At 73.8% G+C, this 18,005-nt stretch carries 19 protein-coding genes; 9 read left to right on the forward strand and 10 right to left on the reverse strand.

Annotated elements, in window-relative coordinates:
• Nucleotides 1-5: 5 nt before the first annotated feature.
• Nucleotides 6-1,310, reverse strand: a complete 1,305-nt coding sequence (locus tag ACFYYN_RS28625; protein WP_500548105.1) for a lipase family protein — start codon at nt 1,308-1,310, stop codon at nt 6-8.
• Nucleotides 1,311-1,491: 181 nt separating this feature from the next.
• Here ACFYYN_RS28625 and ACFYYN_RS28630 point away from each other — a divergent pair, with 181 nt between their 5' ends.
• The 4 genes from ACFYYN_RS28630 to ACFYYN_RS28645 are packed head-to-tail and all read left to right on the forward strand — an operon-like array spanning nt 1,492 to nt 5,581.
• On the forward strand, nt 1,492-2,259 hold the full coding sequence (locus ACFYYN_RS28630) for an SDR family oxidoreductase (protein ID WP_500548060.1): 768 nt from the start codon (nt 1,492-1,494) through the stop codon (nt 2,257-2,259).
• Nucleotides 2,256-3,911 (forward strand): long-chain-fatty-acid--CoA ligase, encoded by a 1,656-nt coding sequence (locus ACFYYN_RS28635; RefSeq protein WP_500548061.1) that lies wholly within the window; start codon nt 2,256-2,258, stop codon nt 3,909-3,911. The genes ACFYYN_RS28630 and ACFYYN_RS28635 overlap by 4 nt, the downstream gene beginning before the upstream one ends.
• A gap of 53 nt (nt 3,912-3,964) precedes the next feature.
• Nucleotides 3,965-4,573, forward strand: a complete 609-nt coding sequence (locus tag ACFYYN_RS28640; protein ID WP_500548062.1) for a TetR/AcrR family transcriptional regulator — start codon at nt 3,965-3,967, stop codon at nt 4,571-4,573.
• A 21-nt stretch (nt 4,574-4,594) separates the two neighbouring features.
• A complete protein-coding gene (locus ACFYYN_RS28645; protein ID WP_500439035.1) occupies nt 4,595-5,581 on the forward strand; it encodes an NADPH:quinone oxidoreductase family protein in 987 nt (328 codons plus the stop codon).
• Between the two features lie 277 nt (nt 5,582-5,858).
• Here ACFYYN_RS28645 and ACFYYN_RS28650 read toward each other — a convergent pair whose 3' ends face one another.
• Nucleotides 5,859-7,082: an acyl-CoA dehydrogenase family protein gene (locus ACFYYN_RS28650; RefSeq protein ID WP_500328430.1), complete on the reverse strand. Its 1,224-nt coding sequence runs from the start codon at nt 7,080-7,082 to the stop codon at nt 5,859-5,861.
• A 3-nt stretch (nt 7,083-7,085) separates the two neighbouring features.
• Entirely contained in the window at nt 7,086-8,111 is a 1,026-nt protein-coding gene (locus tag ACFYYN_RS28655) for a phosphotransferase family protein (protein ID WP_500548063.1), read from the reverse strand.
• Nucleotides 8,112-8,240: 129 nt separating this feature from the next.
• Between ACFYYN_RS28655 and ACFYYN_RS28660 the strand changes: the two genes are divergently transcribed.
• Together ACFYYN_RS28660 and ACFYYN_RS28665 are read left to right on the forward strand one after the other, a co-directional pair.
• Nucleotides 8,241-9,158, forward strand: coding sequence for an ADP-ribosylglycohydrolase family protein (locus tag ACFYYN_RS28660; protein WP_500548064.1), 918 nt, complete (start codon nt 8,241-8,243; stop codon nt 9,156-9,158).
• A gap of 112 nt (nt 9,159-9,270) precedes the next feature.
• Nucleotides 9,271-10,560, forward strand: a complete 1,290-nt coding sequence (locus tag ACFYYN_RS28665) for a glucarate dehydratase family protein (RefSeq protein ID WP_500548065.1) — start codon at nt 9,271-9,273, stop codon at nt 10,558-10,560.
• 12 nt (nt 10,561-10,572) lie between these two features.
• Here ACFYYN_RS28665 and ACFYYN_RS28670 read toward each other — a convergent pair whose 3' ends face one another.
• The 3 genes from ACFYYN_RS28670 to ACFYYN_RS28680 all read right to left on the reverse strand — a co-directional run bounded on the left by ACFYYN_RS28670 (nt 10,573) and on the right by ACFYYN_RS28680 (nt 13,556).
• Nucleotides 10,573-11,493, reverse strand: coding sequence for an MBL fold metallo-hydrolase (locus ACFYYN_RS28670; RefSeq protein WP_500548066.1), 921 nt, complete (start codon nt 11,491-11,493; stop codon nt 10,573-10,575).
• Nucleotides 11,494-11,568: 75 nt separating this feature from the next.
• A complete protein-coding gene (locus ACFYYN_RS28675) occupies nt 11,569-12,972 on the reverse strand; it encodes a GntP family permease (protein ID WP_500548067.1) in 1,404 nt (467 codons plus the stop codon).
• Nucleotides 12,973-13,034: 62 nt separating this feature from the next.
• Nucleotides 13,035-13,556, reverse strand: coding sequence for a gluconokinase (locus tag ACFYYN_RS28680; RefSeq protein WP_500328421.1), 522 nt, complete (start codon nt 13,554-13,556; stop codon nt 13,035-13,037).
• A 113-nt stretch (nt 13,557-13,669) separates the two neighbouring features.
• On the opposite strand from ACFYYN_RS28680, the gene ACFYYN_RS28685 reads away from it, so the two are divergent.
• Nucleotides 13,670-14,377, forward strand: a complete 708-nt coding sequence (locus tag ACFYYN_RS28685) for a FadR/GntR family transcriptional regulator (protein ID WP_500548068.1) — start codon at nt 13,670-13,672, stop codon at nt 14,375-14,377.
• A 10-nt stretch (nt 14,378-14,387) separates the two neighbouring features.
• Here ACFYYN_RS28685 and ACFYYN_RS28690 read toward each other — a convergent pair whose 3' ends face one another.
• On the reverse strand, nt 14,388-14,924 hold the full coding sequence (locus ACFYYN_RS28690) for a nucleoside/nucleotide kinase family protein (RefSeq protein ID WP_499510995.1): 537 nt from the start codon (nt 14,922-14,924) through the stop codon (nt 14,388-14,390).
• Between the two features lie 152 nt (nt 14,925-15,076).
• Here ACFYYN_RS28690 and ACFYYN_RS28695 point away from each other — a divergent pair, with 152 nt between their 5' ends.
• Nucleotides 15,077-16,024 (forward strand): hypothetical protein, encoded by a 948-nt coding sequence (locus tag ACFYYN_RS28695; RefSeq protein ID WP_500548069.1) that lies wholly within the window; start codon nt 15,077-15,079, stop codon nt 16,022-16,024.
• Nucleotides 16,025-16,027: 3 nt separating this feature from the next.
• Here the strand turns inward: ACFYYN_RS28695 and ACFYYN_RS28700 are convergent, their stop codons facing one another.
• The 3 genes from ACFYYN_RS28700 to ACFYYN_RS28710 form a co-directional block, all read right to left on the reverse strand.
• Nucleotides 16,028-16,486, reverse strand: a complete 459-nt coding sequence (locus ACFYYN_RS28700; protein WP_500328415.1) for a MarR family winged helix-turn-helix transcriptional regulator — start codon at nt 16,484-16,486, stop codon at nt 16,028-16,030.
• A gap of 102 nt (nt 16,487-16,588) precedes the next feature.
• The gene (locus ACFYYN_RS28705; protein ID WP_500548070.1) at nt 16,589-16,924 is read right to left on the reverse strand and encodes a DUF202 domain-containing protein; all 336 of its coding nucleotides are present in this window, start codon (nt 16,922-16,924) and stop codon (nt 16,589-16,591) included.
• Entirely contained in the window at nt 16,924-17,328 is a 405-nt protein-coding gene (locus tag ACFYYN_RS28710; protein WP_500548071.1) for a YidH family protein, read from the reverse strand. The genes ACFYYN_RS28705 and ACFYYN_RS28710 overlap by 1 nt, the downstream gene beginning before the upstream one ends.
• Before the next feature lie 99 nt (nt 17,329-17,427).
• Here ACFYYN_RS28710 and ACFYYN_RS28715 point away from each other — a divergent pair, with 99 nt between their 5' ends.
• A complete protein-coding gene (locus ACFYYN_RS28715) occupies nt 17,428-18,003 on the forward strand; it encodes a TetR/AcrR family transcriptional regulator (protein ID WP_500548072.1) in 576 nt (191 codons plus the stop codon).
• Nucleotides 18,004-18,005 lie beyond the last annotated feature (2 nt).

Here is an 18,005-nt window from a genome sequence, read left to right on the forward strand (position 1 = left end):
CGGCCTCAGGCCAGGAGCCGGCCCGCGCGCAACACGATCCGCGCCAGCTCGGGGTGGCAGATGTCGCTGTGCGCCCCGGAGGGCGGCCCCCCTCTGCGCACCACGGCCGAGGCGTCCACGCTCACGCACCCGGCCCGGGGGAACGCCCCCCGCAGCGCCTCGGCCAGCGGCACGTCCATGGTGTCGTCGACCGCCTTGATGCCGTCGTGGCCCGTCGCGCCCCAGCGGTCGTCGAGGTCGGGCCCGAACCCCCGATCGTCACCCGCCAGCCGGGAGGCGATCGGGTACATCGTGCCGAGCGCCGTGTCGTGGCGGGAGTAGCAGGACACCACCGGACCTGCCACCTTGAGCCGGGCGGCGCTCAACGCGCCGCCGTGGGCCCCGTCGTGGGGGAGCCGTGACGCGAACGCGTAGTGCGAGAAGGCGCCCTGGAGCAGGGTCACCGACTTCACGGCGCGTACCCCGTCGGGCAGTCCGCGCAGCGCGTAGGAGACCAGCCGGCCGCCGAAGCTGTGGCCGACCAGGTGGACGGAGAGCGAGGGGTGGGCCCGCGCGAGCCGGCCCAGGAGGGGGCCCAGTCCGCGCTCGCCCACCGTCCCGGCCCGCCGCTTCATCGCGTAGTACGTCGCCTGGCGCAGCATCTCCTTGGCGCCGTTCCACAGCCGCGTCCAGCCGCCGCCCGCCAGCGGCAGCCCGGAGCCGCCCTCCAGGGCCGCCGCGTACTCCTCGCAGGCGGCCACGGGGTCGCCGCACAGGACGGCCGGTTCGGCCCCCGGCGCCGCGTCGGAGGTGTCGTCCGCGCACAGCCCCGCCACGGCCTGCGGCGGCACCCCGGTCAGCCGCCGCACCAGGGCGGCGAACTCCGCGAACGGCTCTTCGCCGTCGGGGCGTTCCTCCAGCAGTTCGGCGATCCGGCGGATCTCGTCCTCGTGGCCGGGGAAGACCGCCACGAGCGCGTCACGGGTGGCCGCGTCGAGCGCCGGCTCTGGCCGCCGCGGTTCCGGGCCGGGCAGGAGGGCGTCGAAGTCGGGGATCGGCTCGTCGGAGAAGCGCATGGAGGGCCACAGCACGCCCGCGTAGCCGATGACCGCGCCGGGTCGGGCGCGGCCGGCGAGCAGTCCGGGGACGGGGGCGAGGAAACGGTCGTAGAGGCTGGTCGCGCCGGAGCGGTCGCTGTTCCAGCCGTGCGAGAAGACCAGCAGGTCGGTGAGGCCCTTCGCGCCGACGCCCGCGGTGAGCCGGTCGCGCTGTGCCCGGTCGGGATCGCCGTCCGCGTCGAAGGTCAGCTCCCAGTACGGCTCGACACTCATTTCCGGCATGACCGTCCCCCTGGCTCGCCCGGACCGATGCGGTCGCATCATCCCAATCCGGCGGGGATGCGGCCATACACCGCGCGAGGGGAATTCCGGCACCTGCGCGGCGCGCCCTTCCCAAGTTCTGACCGACCGCTTAGTATGCCGACGGGAGCCGTTCCGAGCCGAAGGAGACGCGATGGAAGCGCTGCGCGATGCCCGGGTGGTGGTCACCGGTGCCGGAGGCGGGATCGGGGCGGCGCTGGCCCGGAGATTCGCGGCGCAGGGCGCGCGCGTCGTCGTCAACGACCTGGACGAGGACGCCGCCAAGACCGTCGCGGACGAGATCGGCGGCATCTGCGTCCCCGGCGACGCCTCGGCGGTCGTCGAGCCGGCCCGCGCGGCGCTCGGCGGGGGCATCGACGTGTTCTGCGCCAACGCCGGCATCGGCGCCATGGCCGGGGCCGAGGCCGACGACGCGGTCTGGGAACGGGTCTGGGACGTCAACGTCATGGCGCATGTGCGCGCCGCCCGGGCGCTGCTCCCGGAATGGCTGGAGCGCGGCGAGGGCCGCTTCATCGCCACCGTCTCCGCCGCCGGGCTGCTGACGATGGTCGGCGACGCCCCCTACTCGGTCACCAAGCACGGCGCCCTCGCCTTCGCCGAGTGGCTCGCCGTCACCTACCGCCACCGGGGCGTGCGCGTCCACGCCGTCTGCCCCCAGGGGGTGCGCACCGACATGCTGCGCGCGGCGGGGCACGCCGGCGACCTCGTGCTCGCCCCCACCGCCATCGAGCCGGAGGACGTCGCCGAGGCCGTGTTCCAGGGCATCGCCGACGAGCGCTTCCTGATCCTGCCGCACCCCGAGGCGGGCGCCTACTACACCGCCCGCGCCGGGGACACCGACCGCTGGATCGACGGCATGAACCGGGTGCAGCGGAAGCTGGAGGAGGGCCGCGACGCGTGAGCCCGTACGACGGCAAGCCCTGGCTGCGGCACTTCGCCGAGGAGCTGCACACCCTCCCCGACCCGCCGGTCACCCTGCTGCACGCGTTCCGCGAGGTCGTCGCCCGCGTCCCCGGCCGCACCGCGCTCGCGTACTTCGACGGCCGGCTGACCTACCGCGCGCTCGACGAACTGTCCGACGGGCTCGCCCGGCACCTGGCCGCCCGCGGCTTCGCGCGCGGCGACCGGCTCGCGATCGTCCTGCAGAACGTGCCGCAGTTCGCCGTCGCCCTGCTCGGCGCCTGGAAGGCCGGCGGTACGGTCGTGCCCGTCAACCCCATGTACAAGGAGCGTGAACTCGCCCACGTACTGGAGGACGCCGGGGTGACCGCCCTGGTCTGCTCCGACCGCGCCTGGGACACGCACGTCCGCCGGACCGCGGCCGGTTCACCGGTGCGGATCCCGCTGACGACCAGTGAACTCGACCTGCAGACCCGGAACGACGCGCGCGTCCTGCCGGAGCGGCGCACACCGGCGGACGACGCGGAGGACCTGCTCGCCGCCGCCCGCGCGGGCACCGCAGGACCGGCGCTGCCCGACCCCGGCCTGACCGCCGGCGACATCGCGCTGATCAGTTACACCTCGGGCACCAGCGGCGTCCCCAAGGGCGCGATGAACACCCACGGCAACATCAGCTACAACGCCGACCGGCAGCGCGCGCACAGCGTCCTGCCCGACGGCGCCACGCTCTTCGCGCTCGCCCCGCTGTTCCACATCACCGGCATGGTCTGCCAGCTGGCCGCCGGCCTCGCCGCGGGCTCCACCGTGGCACTGGCCCACCGCTTCGAGCCGGGCGTCGTCCTCGACGCGCTGCGCGAGCACCGTCCGGCGTACATGGTCGGCCCCTCCACCGCCTACATGGCGCTCATGGCCCGGCCCGACGCCACCGCCGAGGACTTCTCCTCCTTCCATCTGCTCTACTCCGGCGGCGCCCCTGTGCCGCCCGCGCTGGTCGCCGCCTTCCGCGACCGCTTCGGCCACTACCTGCGCAACGGATACGGCCTCACCGAGTGCACCGCGCCCTGCGCCAGCGTCCCGGCCGGTCTGGAGGCCCCGGTCGACCCGGTCTCCGGGACGCTCTCGGTCGGCGTCCCCGGCCCCGGCACGCTGGTGCGCATCGTCGACGACAAGGGCGCCGACGTGCCCTTCGGCGAGCACGGGGAGATCGCCGTCCGCGGGCCCATGGTCGTACCGGGCTACTGGAACCGGCCCGAGGCCTCGCAGGAGGCCCTGCCCGGCGGCGAGCTGCGTACCGGCGACATCGGCTTCATGGACGAGGAGGGCTGGCTCTACGTCGTCGACCGCAAGAAGGACATGATCAACGCGTCCGGCTTCAAGGTGTGGCCCCGCGAGGTCGAGGACGTCCTGTACACGCACCCGGCCGTGCGCGAGGCGGCCGTGGTCGGGGTCCCCGACGCCTACCGGGGCGAGTCGGTGAAGGCCTTCGTCAGCCTCCGGCCGGGGGCCGCGGCGGACCCGGCCGAGCTGATCGGGTACTGCAGGGAGCACCTCGCGGCGTACAAGTACCCTCGCGAGATCGAGGTCCTGCCCGAGCTGCCCAAGACGTCGAGCGGCAAGATCCTCCGCAGGGAGCTGCGCGCACGGCGGGATTGAGCCACATACCGGTCGGTATGCTGTCCCGCACCGGTACGGAGAGAGGGCAGGCCATGGCACGGAGCACCACCCCACCCAAGGCGACCACGACCGCGGTACCCCAGCGGCTGCTCGCCGAGGCCACCCGCCTCTTCGCCGAGCGCGGATACGACCGGACGTCGGTGCAGGAGATCGTCGAGGCGGCCGGCGTCACCAAGGGCGCGCTCTACCACTACTTCGGCAGCAAGGACGACCTCCTGCACGAGATCTACGGGCGCGTGCTGCGGCTGCAGATGCAGCGCCTGGAGGCGATCGCCGGCAAGGAGACGGCTCCGGTGGCGGGACGCCTGGTCGAGGCCGCCGCCGACGTCGTCGTCACCAGCATCGGCAACCTCGACGACACCAAGATCTTCTTCCGGTCGATGCACCAGCTCAGCCCGGAGAAGCAGAAGGCGGTGCGGGCCGACCGCCGCCGCTACCACGAGAAGTTCCGCGCACTGGTCGAGGAGGGGCAGCGCGAGGGCGTGTTCCGGCAGGAGGTCCGGCCGGATCTCGTCGTCGACTTCTTCTTCGGCGCCGTGCACCACCTCGGCACCTGGTACCGGGAGGACGGGCCGCTCTCCGCCGACCAGGTCGCCGCCGACTTCGCAGACATGCTGCTGCACTCCGTGCGGCAGCCCTGAACCGAACCGGGAGCAGACCGCATGAAGGCATGGCGAGTGCACGAGAACGGGGAGCCGCGCGCGGCGATGCGCCTGGACGAGGTCCCCGACCCGCAGCCGGGCCCCGGTGAACTGCTCCTGAAGGTCCGCGCGGCCAACGTCAACTTCCCCGACGCGCTGCTCTGCCGCGGGCACTACCAGGTGCGGCCGCCGCTGCCGTTCACCCCGGGCGTCGAGTTCTGCGGTGAGGTCGTCGCGACCGGCGAGGGGGTCACCGGGCACGTCGCCGGCGACCGGGTCATCGCCCCGGCGGCGCTGCCCGGCGGTGCCTTCGCCGAACTCGCCGTCGTCCCCGCCGCGAGCGTGCTGCCCGCGCCCCCCGCGCTGGACGACGCCGAGGCCGCCGCCCTCCACATCGGCTACCAGACCGGCTGGTTCGGGCTGCACCGGCGGGCGGGGCTCCGGGCCGGCGAGACCCTGCTCGTGCACGCAGCGGCGGGCGGTGTCGGCAGCGCCGCCGTCCAGCTCGGCAAGGCGGCGGGCGCCACGGTGATCGGCGTGGTCGGCGGGCCCGAGAAGGCCAAGGCCGCCCGCGAACTGGGCGCCGACGTCGTCGTGGACCGGACCTGCGAGGACTTCGTGGCCGTCGTCAAGGAGGCCACCGGCGGACGCGGCGCCGACGTCGTGTACGACCCGGTGGGCGGCGAGGCCTACACCCGGTCCACCAAGTGCATCGCCTTCGAGGGCCGCATCCTGGTCGTGGGCTTCACCAGCGGCACGATCCCCAGCCCCGGCCTCAACCACGCGCTGGTCAAGAACTACTCCATCGTCGGCCTGCACTGGGGCCTGTACAACGCCCACGACCCCGCCGCCGTGCGCGGCTGTCACGACGAGCTCACCCGTCTCGCCGCCGAGGGCGCGATCAAGCCCCTCGTCAGCGAGCGCGTCGCCCTGGAGGGTGCCGCGGACGCCGTCCAGCGGGTCGCCGACGGCACGACGACCGGCCGCGTGGTGGTCCTGCCCGGCTGATCGCGCACCGCGCGGGGCCGGAGCGCCGTGGCCGGGTGCCGTCGCCGCAGCCGTGCCCCCGCTCGCCGAAGCGGTCGCCGAGGGGTACGCCCAGGGGTTCGGACGTCACGCGACGCGGGCCGGCGCGCGGACGGACCGAGGTGGAGGATCGGCCCCGGGGGCGTGCCGCCCGCGCGTCCGGCGGCGGCCGTGACACCGGTTGGGCGGAATCCGCACCGCGCGGGGGCGGCTCCCCCGGGGGCAGGAGCCCGGGGGAGCCGTCGTCCTGCGTGCCGCGTCAGGCGTTCTCGGCGTACCGCTTCAGTTCACGGCGGGCCAGGGAGCGCTTGTGGACCTCGTCGGGGCCGTCGGCCAGCCGCAGGGTGCGGGCCGCCGCGTACAGCTCGGCCAGCGGGAAGTCCTGGCTGACGCCGCCCGCGCCGTGCAGCTGGATGGCGCGGTCGAGGATCAGCCCGACCTTCTCCGGGGTGGCGATCTTGATGGCCTGGATCTCGGTGTGGGCGCCCCGGTTGCCGACGGTGTCCATCAGCCAGGCGGTCTTGAGCACCAGCAGCCGCAGCTGCTCGATCTCCACCCGGGCCTCGGCGATCCACTCCTGGACGACCCCCTGCGCCGCCAGCGGCCTGCCGAAGGCCACACGCCCCGTGGCACGCCGGCACATCAGCTCCACCGCCCGTTCGGCCATGCCGATCAGCCGCATGCAGTGGTGGATGCGGCCCGGGCCCAGCCGCGCCTGGGCGATGGCGAAGCCGCCGCCCTCCTCGCCGATCAGGTTCTCCGCGGGGACGCGCACGTCGTGGAAGACGACCTCCGCATGGCCGCCGTGGTCGCCGTCGTCGTAGCCGAACACCCGCATGCCGCGGCGCACTTCGAGGCCGGGGGTGTCGCGCGGCACCAGGACCATGCTCTGCTGGCGGTGCCGGTCCGCGGCCGGGTCGGTCTTGCCCATGACGATGAAGATCTGGCACCGAGGGTTCATCGCGCCGGAGATGTACCACTTGCGGCCGTTGATGACGTACTCGTCGCCGACCCGCTCGATCCGCGTCTCGATGTTGGTCGCGTCGGAGGAGGCGACGTCGGGCTCGGTCATCGCGAAGGCCGAGCGGATCTCGCCGGCGAGCAGCGGCTCCAGCCAGGTCTTGCGCTGCTCCTCGCTGCCGAACTCGCTCAGCACCTCCATGTTGCCGGTGTCCGGCGCGGCGCAGTTGAGGGCCGGCGGGGCGAGGTGCGGGCTGCGGCCGGTGATCTCGGCCAGCGGCGCGTACTGGAGGTTGGTGAGCCCGGCGCCGCGCTCGCCGGGGAGGAAGAGGTTCCACAGTCCGCGCTCGCGCGCCATGGCCTTCAGTTCCTCCACGACCGGCGGCGCCGACCACACGGCCTCTCCCTCGGCCTCCTCGCGCTGCCGGTGGAAGACCGGCTCCGCCGGGTACACGTGCTCGTCCATGAACGCGAGCAGCCGCTCGCGCAGTTCCTCGGTCCTGGCGTCGTACGCGAAATCCATGGCTCAGCCTTCCTGAAGCGTCCGCAGGCCGTTGTCGATGAAGGCCGGGACCAGGGCGCCGATCCGGTCGAAGCCGGCGCCGAGGGTCTGGCCGAGGGTGTAGCGGTAGTGGATGCCCTCGAGGATCACCGCGAGCTTGAAGTAGGCGAAGGCGGTGTACCAGGCGACCGAGGACACGTCCCGGCCGGAGCCGGCCGCGTAGCGCTCGACCAGCTCGGCGGGGGAGGGGTGGCCGGGCGCGCCACCGGTGACGGAGACGGGGGTGCCGGGGGTGGGGCGCAGCTCGCTGTACATGAGCAGCAGCCCGAGGTCGGTGAGCGGGTCGCCGAGGGTGGACATCTCCCAGTCGAGGATGGCCCGGACGGTGTCGTCGGCGCCGATCAGGACGTTGTCGAGCCGGTAGTCGCCGTGCACGACCGCCGCCGGCGCGGAGGCGGGCAGGCGTGTGCCGAGCAGCGCCGCGAGTTCGTCGATGCCCGCCAGCTCGCGGCTGCGCGAGGCGTCGAGCTGCTTGCCCCAGCGGCGCAACTGCCGCTCCAGGAAGCCCTCGGGCCTGCCGAAGTCGTCCAGTCCCACCGCTTGCGGGTCCACGGCGTGCAGCGCCACCAGGGTGTCCACCAGCCGCAGCACGATGTCCCGGGTGCGCTCCGGCCCGAGCGCCGCGAGCTGTCCCTCGGTGCGGTAGGGCGTGCCCTCGACGAAGTCCATGACGTAGAACGGCGCGCCGATGACCTCGGGGTCCTCGCAGAGGAGCACCGCCCCCGGGACGGGGACGGGGGTGTCGTGCAGGGCGCTGATGACCCGGTGCTCACGGGTCATGTCGTGCGCCGTCGCCAGGACGTGGCCGAGCGGGGGGCGCCGGACGACCCAGCGGGAGACGCCGTCGGTCACCGCGTAGGTCAGGTTCGACCGGCCGCCCTCGATGAGCTCGCCGTCGAGCGCGCCCGCCACCAGCCCGGGCCGCTCGGCGTCGAGGTGCCGCCGCAGCCGCTCCAGGTCGAGTCCCGGTGGGTTCTCCGTCCCGCTCATCCTTGCTCCTCGCCACTGCCAAAGCTGTCCCGGCTATCATGCCGACCAGTCGGTATGTCGTCCAGTCCGCCGCCCCGTCCGCCGCGAAAACCAGGTGCCCACGGTTCCCGGCGCTGCGAGACTGACGCCATGATCCCGCCCGCCGCCCTCGACTCGCTGTACGGACTGGCCCATGGCGACGCCTTCGGCGACCGCTGGTTCTTCGTCCCGCGCGAGGAGCGGGAGGGCGGCATCGCGCGGCGGATCACCCCCGAGGACGTTCCCTGGTACTGGACCGACGACACCGCCCAGGCCCTGGCGCTGTTCGGGCACCTCGAGGCGCACGGCGGAACCGTCGGGCAGGACGCCCTCGCGGCCGGTCTCGCCGCGACGTACGCCGCCGACCCGTATCGCAAGTACGGCCCCTCCATGCACGACGTCCTGCGCCGCATCGGCGCCGGGGAGCCCTGGGCGGACGTCGTGGGCGGGCAGTTCGGCGGGCAGGGCTCGTACGGCAACGGAGCCGCGATGCGGGTCGCCCCGCTGGGTGCGTGGCTCGCCGCCGACCTGGAGGGTGCCGCCCGCGCCGCCGCCGCGCAGGCGGCCGTGTCCCACCACCACCCCGAGGCCGCCGCCGGAGCCGTCGCCGTGGCGCTCGCCGCCGCGCTCGCGGCCCGCAGCCGTGGCGGCCCGGCCCCGGAGGACCTGCTGACGGCGGTGGCCGACCGGCTCCCCGACAGCGACGTGCGCTCCGGCCTGCGCACCGCGGGCCGCTTCCCCGAGGGCACCTCGGTGCGGCACGCGGCCGAGGTCCTGGGCTCCGGTTATGGGGTCTCGGCGCCCGACACCGTCCCCTTCGCGCTGTGGTGCGCCGCGCGGCACCTGGACGACCTGGAGGGCGGCCTGTGGCACACCGTCGCCGGGCTCGGCGACATGGACACCACCTGTGCCATCGCCGGCGGGGTCATCGCCGCCCGGACGGGTGTCGCCTCGCTGCCGCCCGACTGGCGTGCGGCGTTGGAGCCGCTGCCGGACTGGGTCCCGGCGCCGTGCGGCGGACCGGCGTAGCGCCGCCGACCTGCGCGTTCTTGACGGACATCCGGACGCCGCCTAGGGTCGCGTTCTGGTAGACGTATGGAATTCACATATGTGAACGGGATGACGCGAGGGGTGGCGTGCAGTGACACAGCACAGGGACCTGACGATCACGGGGGTGCGTCTCACCCCCGTCCTCATCTCCGACCCGCCGCTGCTCAACACCCAAGGCGTGCACCAGCCCTACACCCCACGCCTGATCGTCGAGGTGACCACCGCGAGCGGGGTGAGCGGCGTCGGGGAGACCTACGGCGACACCCGCTACCTCGAACCCGCCCGGCAGCTGGCGGATGCCCTGCCGGGCTGCCGCGTCGACGACCTCAACAACCTGCCGTCGCTCGCGGCGCTGGTGTGCGCGCCCCCCGAGGGGACCTCCGACGCGGTGGACGCGGGCGGACTGCGCGGTGTCCAGACCGCCGACAAATTGCTGCTCTCGGTGGTCTCGGCCTTCGAGGTGGCCTGCCTGGACGCCCTCGGCAAGGTGCTCGGGCTGCCCGTGCACGCCCTGCTCGGCGGGAAGGTCCGCGACACCGTCGACTACAGCGCCTACCTCTTCTACCGCTGGGCCGGACACCCCGGCGGCCAGGGCGAGAAGGACGACTGGGACGCCGCGCTGGACCCGGCCGGGGTGGTGGCTCAGGCCCGCAGGCTGGTGCGCGAGCACGGCTTCACCTCGTTCAAGCTGAAGGGCGGGGTGTTCGCGCCGGAGGAGGAGATCGCCGCCGTACGGGCCCTGGCGGAGGCGTTCCCCGAGCAGCCGCTGCGGCTGGACCCCAACGGCGCCTGGTCGGTGGAGACCTCGCTGCACGTGGCGCGGGAGCTCGGCGACGTCCTGGAGTACCTGGAGGACCCGGCCACGGGCACCGCCCTGATGGCCGAGGTCTCCGCCGGCACCGACGTGCCGCTCGCCACCAACATGTGCGTGACGACCTTCCCCGAGATCGCCGAGGCCTTCGCCAAGGACGCGGTCCAGATCGTGCTCTCCGACCACCACTACTGGGGCGGGCTGCGCAACACCCGCGAACTGGCCACCATCTGCCGCACCTTCGGGGTCGGCCTGTCGATGCACTCCAACACCCACCTGGGCATCAGCCTGGCCGCCATGACCCATGTCGCCGCCACCGTGCCCGGGCTGCACCACGCCTGCGACTCGCACTACCCCTGGCAGACCGAGGACGTCATCACCCGCCGCCACGAGTTCCGCGGCGGCCGGCTGCCCGTCTCCGACGCCCCCGGCCTGGGGGTGGAAGTGGACCGTACGGCCCTGGACGCCCTGCACCGGCGCTGGCTGGACGACGACGGCACCTTCCACGAGCGCGACGACGCCGCCGCCATGCGCAAGGCCGAGCCCGGCTGGGTCGCCCGCCGCTGGTGACCCGGGCGGGCCTCAGGCCAGGCACTCCGGGATCCGGCCGCCGTTCAGCACGGCCATGTCGGTGATCACGGGCATCAGGTCCAGCGGCGAGCCGAGCGGCAGGCCGTCCAGCTCCGCGTACGCGCGGTGCAGGTTGGCGACCAGCCGCTCCGGCTCGCGCAGCGTCGCGAACTCGCCGAGGTCGGCCGCCCGCGCGACCTCCATCGGCGTCCGTCCCGCCTTGTGGCCCTCGGCCGCCAGTTCGGCCACGAAGCGCAGGTAGCCCTCGACGGTGGCGTAGACCGAGGGGTCGCAGATGCCGCCGTGCCCCGGCACGACGACCTCGGCGTCGAGCGAGCGCAGAACCTCCAGGGCACGCAGCGAGCCCTCCAGCGAGCCCATGGGGACGAACGGGGCGCCGCCGTTGAAGACCAGGTCGCCGGTGAAGACGACCTTGCGCCCCGGGAGCCAGACGATCGTGTCGCCGAGGGTGTGGGCCACCCCGGGGTGCAGGAGCTGGACCTCCTCCTCGCCGACGTGGAGGGTCAGCCGGTCCTCGTAGGTGACCGTCGCCGGGAGCACCGGCACCTCGCCGTACTCCACGTCCGGCCAGATCGCGTGGAGCTGGTGCCCGGCCGCGACCTGCTCGGTGACGCATGCGGAGTGCCCGACGATCCGGGCCCCCTCCGCGAAGACGGCGTTGCCGTAGGTGTGGTCACCGTGGTGGTGGGTGTTGACCACGTGCGCGGGCATCGGCGCGCCGGAGGCGAGGAGGGCCTCGCGCAGCAGCAGGGCACGGCGCTCGGTGGCCGCGGTGTCGACCAGCAGCGTCGTGTGCCCGTCGGTCACCCAGCCCGCGTTGTTGAGGCACCAGCCCCCGTCCGGCTGGACGTAGGCGTGGACCCCGGGAGCGACCTCCACGGTGAACGGGTGCTCGGTGTGCAGCTGTGACATATTGACGCCCTTCCCTGGTCAGACGCATGGAACGTATCAGGGAAGGGCGTCCGGACGGCGACGCGGGGGCGTCGCCTACAAGACGAGCGAGAGCAGCAGGACGAAGACGATGCCGACGACGGAGATCACGGTCTCCATGGCGGACCAGGACTTCAGGGTCTGCGGGACGTTCATCCCGAAGTACTCCTTCACCAGCCAGAAGCCCGCGTCGTTGACGTGCGAGAAGAACAGCGAGCCGGCGCCGACGGCGAGCACCAGCAGCGCGGCGTGCGTCGAGGTCATGCCCTCGGCCAGCGGCGCGACCAGACCCGCGGCGGAGATGGTAGCCACGGTGGCGGAGCCGGTGGCGACGCGGATCAGGACGGCGATCAGCCAGGCCAGCAGCAGCGGCGAGATGTTCCAGCCGTCCGACCAGTTCAGGATCATGTTGCCGATGCCGGCGTCGATGAGGGTCTGCTTGAAGCCGCCGCCCGCGCCGACGATCAGCAGGATGCCGGCGATCGGGCCGAGCGACTTCTCCACCGTCGTGGAGATCCGCTCCTTGGTGAAGCCGGCCGCCCGGCCCAGGGTGAACATGCCCAGGACCACGGCGGACAGCAGGGCGATCAGCGGCGAGCCGATGACGTCGAAGATCCGGAAGACCAGGCTGCCCTGGTCGTCGACGAGGACGTCCACCAGCGCCTTGCCGAGCATCAGCACCACCGGCAGCAGCATCGTGGCCACGGTGGCGGTGAAGCCCGGACGCTTCTCCAGGTCGTCCGAGGCCCGGGTGGGGGTGAGGTGCTGGGGCGGGGTGACCTTCACCCAGCGGTCGGCGAACCGCCCGAAGAGCGGGCCGGCTATCGCCACGGTGGGCAGCGCGACGAGCACGCCGAGCGCGAGGGTGGTGCCGAGGTCGGCGTGGATGGAGTCGATCGCGGCGAGCGGGCCGGGGTGCGGCGGCACCAGTCCGTGCATCACGGACAGACCCGCCAGTGCCGGGACGCCGATCCGGATCAGGGAGTGGTTGCCGCGCCGGGCCACCAGCAGCACGACCGGGATCAGCAGCACGATGCCGACCTCGAAGAAGAGCGGCAGCCCGATCAGGCCGGCGATCAGCGCCATCGCCCACGGCAGCCGCCGTTCGCTGGTCCTGGCGAGGATCGTGTCGACGATCTGGTCGGCGCCGCCGGAGTCGGCGAGCAGCTTGCCGAGGATCGCGCCGAGCGCGATGAGGACGCCCACGCCGGCGACGGTCGTGCCGAGGCCGGTGGTGAAGCTGGTGATGGTCTTGGCGAGGGGGGCGCCCGCGACGGCACCGAGGACACCGGTGCCGATGGTGAGGGCGAGGAAGGCGTGCATCTTCCAGCGGGTGATCAGCAGGACGATCACCGCGATGCCGGCGAGCGCGGCGAGGGCGAGCTGGGTGTCGCCCGCGCTGGTGATCGGCTCCGTCGCCGCCGGCGCCGCGGCCAGCAACTCGGCGCTGAGTGCAGACACGTTCTACTCCGTGGGGGGAGAGGGGGTGGGGGGAAGGGGAGGACGGATGGTCGGGAGGGGGTTCAGCGGGGGAGGGCGGCCAGGGCGCGCTCGGTGATCTGCTGGGGACCGCCGTCGACCGGGACGACGGCACCGGCCTCACCGGGCTCCAGTGGTTCGAGCGTCGCGAACTGGGAGTGCAGCAGGCCCGCGGGCATGAAGTGCTCCATCCGCGCCGCCAGGCGCGCGGAGATCAGCTCCTCGGACCCGTCGAGGTGGAGGAAGAACAGCCCGGGGGTGTCCCGGCGCAGCCGGTCGCGGTAGCGGCGCCGCAGCGCCGAGCAGCTGACCACGCCGCCGCGGTCGCCGCGCTCGACGATCCACGCCGCGATGGCGTCCAGCCAGGGCGCCCGGTCCTCGTCGTCCAGCGGGTGCCCGGCCGACATCTTGGCGATGTTGGCGGGCGGGTGGAAGTCGTCCGCCTCGGCGTAGGGGACGCCCAGCCGCTCGGCGAGCAGCCCCCCGACGGTGGACTTGCCGGAACCGGACACGCCCATCACCACCACCAGGGGGCGGTGCGGGCCTTCCGGGCCTGCCTCGGTCATCACAGGTACCTCCTCGTCCGCATGACCGCCCCAGGAAACGCCATAGGTACTACTTATTCAAGTGCCTGAGATGAAATCGTCATACGAAGGAATCCCCGCATAGGCTGTCGCCCATGGATCGGCACGGAGAGCACGGCGGCCTGCACGCCCGTGTGCTGGCGGAACTCGGCCCCGCCATCGCCTCGGGCGCGTACCCGCCCGGCACCGTGCTGCGCATCGACGAGCTGGAGCGGCAGTACGGCGTCTCCCGCACCGTCGTCCGCGAGGCCGTACGCGTCCTGGAGGCCATGCACCTCGTCGAGTCGCGGCGCCGGGTCGGCATCACGGTGCGCCGCACCGAGGAGTGGAACGTCTTCGACCCGGCCGTCATCCGCTGGCGCCTCGCCGGCGCGGACCGGCCCCGGCAGTTGCGCTCGCTCACCATGCTGCGCACCGCCGTGGAGCCCGTCGCCGCCGCTCTGGCGGCGGCCGCCGCGAGCCCGGAGCAGTGCCGCGAACTGACCGTCCTCGCCGCCGAGATGGCCGCGGCCGGACGGGCCGCCGACCTCGCCGAGTACCTGGTGCACGACGTGGCCTTCCACCGCGTGATGCTCACCGCGTCCGGCAACGAGATGTTCGCCCGCCTCGGCGACGTCGTCGCGGAGGTGCTCACCGGGCGCACCGAGCACCACGTCATGTTCAGCGCCCCCGACCCCGAGGCGGTCACCCTCCACGTCCGGGTGGCCGAGGCCGTCCGCGCCCGCGACGCGCGGTCCGCGGAGCGCCTGATGCGCGAGATCTGCCTCGGCGCGCTGCGCGAACTGGACGTCCTGGCCCCCTGACCGCACGGGGTCAGCCGGTGGGCCCGGCGTGGCGGAGGATCGCGTCCACGGTCTCCTCCGGGGTCTGGCGGGAGGTGTCCAGCCAGAGGCCGATCCGAGGGGTGCCCGCGCGCAGGGCGCGGTCGAGGTCAGCGGGTGTCCATGCGCCGTAGGCCCGTTTGGCCCGGCCGGCCTCGCGGGCGGCGATCGCCTCGGGGGAGGGGACGAGGACCACGACGTGCAGCGGCCGGGTGCGCAACAGGGCTATCGTGCGCGGCAGTTCGTCGCCGAGGATGACGTCCTGCAGGACGGGGGTGAACCCTGACGCCGCGTACGCGTCCGCGCTCGCCGCCGCCAGGGAGTGACGCAGCCGCAGTTGCCGCAGCGCCTCCTCGGTCAGGCCCGCGACGTCCCCCGAGCCGTCGCCGGGCAGCGCCTCGGCCCGCCCGCCGACGATCATCCGCCGGAACGCGTCGCCCCGGACGTGCGCCGAGCGGGGCAGTCGCTCGGCCAGTGCCTGCGCCACGGTCGACTTCCCCGCCGCGGGGATCCCGGTGATCAGGAACATCGCTCGCACCTCACCGCTCTGCTCTTTCCGTCACCCCGCCGGACGCCGCGTGACGCCCAGGGCGACTCTATGTTCGAGACACGTCAAGCGGAACGTTTCGGCGGACCGAAAACCAGGTGACCGGCGGAGATGGGGGTGGTGCACTGGGGATCATGACCACCGCGCCGGCCGCCCCGCCGCCCCAGCCGTACCGCTGGGTGCTGACGCGCGCCCGCGACGGTGCGCCGCCGGACCGGCTCGGCACCCTGACCGAGGGCGCCGCGCGCCCCCGCCTGTGGTACCTCCCCGAACTGGCCGCGTGCACGGGGAAGGTGCTCGCCCGCATGGGCGGCGCCGACCTGTGCTTCGTCGGCCGCTCCCTGGACAGCATGTACGACCTGCTGACCGGCGCCTTCGAAGGCTCGTCCCGGGAAGGGCGGTTGCTGCGCCTGCCACTGTCGTTGCGCCTGAGCCCGGTTCCGGCGCCCGCCCACACGGCCCGCCTGCGCGAGCACCTCGCCTGCGCCGGGCTCGCGCCGCACGCCCTGGCCCGCCGCACCCGGCCGGTGGCACTGGTCGACCTGGTCTCCGAGGGCGGCACCTACGACACGCTCTTCGCCGCCCTCGCCGACTGGGTGCGCGAGAGCCGCGAGCCGTGGCCGGTGATCCGGCGCAAGCTGCGCTTCGTCGGGGTGACGGCCCGCCGGCGGACCAGCCCCCACACCTGGCGCTGGCAGCAGCACACGGCGGGCGGCTGGGCCCGGGCCCTGCCGGCCGGGCACGTCGTCGGGGTGTCCCTTGACCCCTGGGTGTGGTCGTACCTCGGGAACGAGCAGGCCAAGCTGCAGCCCTCCTTCCCGCCGCCGCGCTGGTTCGACGCGTACGCCGCGGACCCCTGGCACGGACCGGACCTCCCGGCGGCGCTGGCCGAATCGCTGGCCCTGGTCCAGGCGGGGCGCGGACGCCCGGTGCGCGAGGAACTGGTGCGGGTGATCGCGGGGGAACCCGGTTACGCGGACCGCGAGGTCCGCGCCCTCGTCGCCCCACTGCGCGGCCTGAAGCCGCCCCGCTCCCGTCCTCGTGCCGGTTCCCGCGCCCGGCCCGGCCGGCGCCGGGCCTGAGGCCTAGCGGTCCTTGCCGCGTGCCTCCATGACCGGGCGGAGCCGCTCCAGCAGTGCGTAGAGGGCCGCCTGCTCCGCCGCGTCCAGGGTGTCCAGCGCCCCGTGGGTGGCCTGCATCTCGTCGCGGACGCGGCGGATGGTCTCGCGCCCGAGATCGGTGGCCACGACGTTCTTGACCCGGCGGTCGCTGGCGCTCACCTCGCGGCGGACGAAGCCGTGCGCCTCGAGACGGTCGACGATGCCGGTGACGTTGGACGCGTCGCACACCAGCCGCTCGGCCAGGCCGCGCATGGGCACCGGGCCGCCCAGCTGGGCGAGCACCTTGGCCTGCATGGAGGTCAGCCCGTGCCGGGCGGCCGCGGCGGCGAAGTCCTGCCATTGGGCGGTGCCGATGGCGGCGAGCAGCTCCAGCAGCTCGATCTTGGTGGGCTGCGCGGTCGTCGCGGCGGTCGGGGCGCTCATGTCTGCGAGTGTACTCAAAAGCTTGAAATGGTAAATCATTAGCTTGACGTCTTCAAGCGTCGGCCCACGGGCGGGCCGCCCCCCGCCGGGACGTGCACGCCCTCAGCGGGGCGTGAGGAAGACCAGCAGCGCGCCCGCGACGGCCAGGACCAGGACGCTCAGCACAGCCCGGGCCGCCGTCCCCGGCGTCATCGCGGCGGGCCGCGCGGAGCCCAGGGCGGCGATCCGCCGCTGGGCGGTGACGGTGAACGCCAGCCACACCAGGGTGCACAGCGAGAGCCCCAGCAGTCCGGCCGGCGGCGCCCCGTGCAGCACCGCCTCGCGTCCGGCCAGCAGCGCCGCCACCGCGAAGGCCAGCGTGGTGCGCCGCCAGGCCAGCCGGGTCCGCTCGGGCTGCAGGCCCGGGTCCCGCGGGGTGTCGCCGCCAGGGGCGGTCATCAGCCCGCCCACCCCAGCGTCACCGTGAGCAGCATCGCCACGGCCACCAGGGCCACCAGCACCGCCAGCAGGGCGGGGAAGCGCGAGACGGGCAGGTCCTCCCCGCGCCGCATCGCCCGCTCGCAGCGCACCCAGTGGTTCACCGCGCGGACCGCGCACATCGCGCCGCCGACCACCAGCACCACCGCGAGTGTCACCCGGACCGGCCGGCGCAGGTCCCGCAGGAACTGGTCGACCACGAAGCCGCCGCCCACCAGCGCGAGCGCGGTGCGCAGCCAGGCGAGGAAGGTCCGCTCGTTGGCCAGCGAGAAGCGGTAGTCCGGGGTCGTCCCCTCGGTCCCTACCCGTGCCGGGGCGAACCAGAGGGCGACCGCCCCGGCCGCGGCCCGCACATGCTTGATCACGGCCCCACAGTACCGAGCGCCATCGCGGTGGGCGCGTCCTGGGACGGGCCTCCGGCCGCCGTAGTGTATCAACTGATCCAGAAATGGTACGCTCGCGCCATGGCGCGCACCAGGGAGTTCGACATCGACCAGGCCCTCGACCGTGCCATGGACCTGTTCTGGCGCCGCGGCTACGCGGCGACGTCGCTCCAGGACCTGCTGGCCGAGCTCTCCATCGGCAGCGGCAGCCTCTACGCCGCCTTCGGCTCCAAGGACAAGCTCTACGCCCGCGCCCTGGAGCGCTACTGCTCCCGGTACGCCGGCGGGCTCGTCGAACTGCTCGAGAACGCGGACGAGGTCCGCCCCGCCGTCCGCACCGCGCTGGAGCAGATGGTCGAGGCCGACCTGGAGGACCCCGAACGGGGCTGTCTGCTGGTCAACGCCGCCACCGAGCGCGGCGACGACCCCGACACCGTCGACCGTGTCACCGTCACCATGCGCCTGCTGGAGTCCGCCCTCGCGGCGGCGCTGGAGAAGGCGAAGGCCCGGGGGGAGCTGTCCGCCGACAAGGACCCGGTGGAACTGGCCCGTTTCCTCACCACCTTCGTCCAGGGCCTGCGCGTCGTGGGCCGGGCCCGCCTCGGCCGGGCCTTCGTTGAGGACGCCGTCGGGACCGCCCTGCGCTCCCTGGACTGAAC

The organism is Streptomyces sp. NPDC001902 (assembly GCF_042891295.1).
In the GTDB taxonomy this organism is placed as follows: Bacteria; Actinomycetota; Actinomycetes; order Streptomycetales; family Streptomycetaceae; genus Actinacidiphila.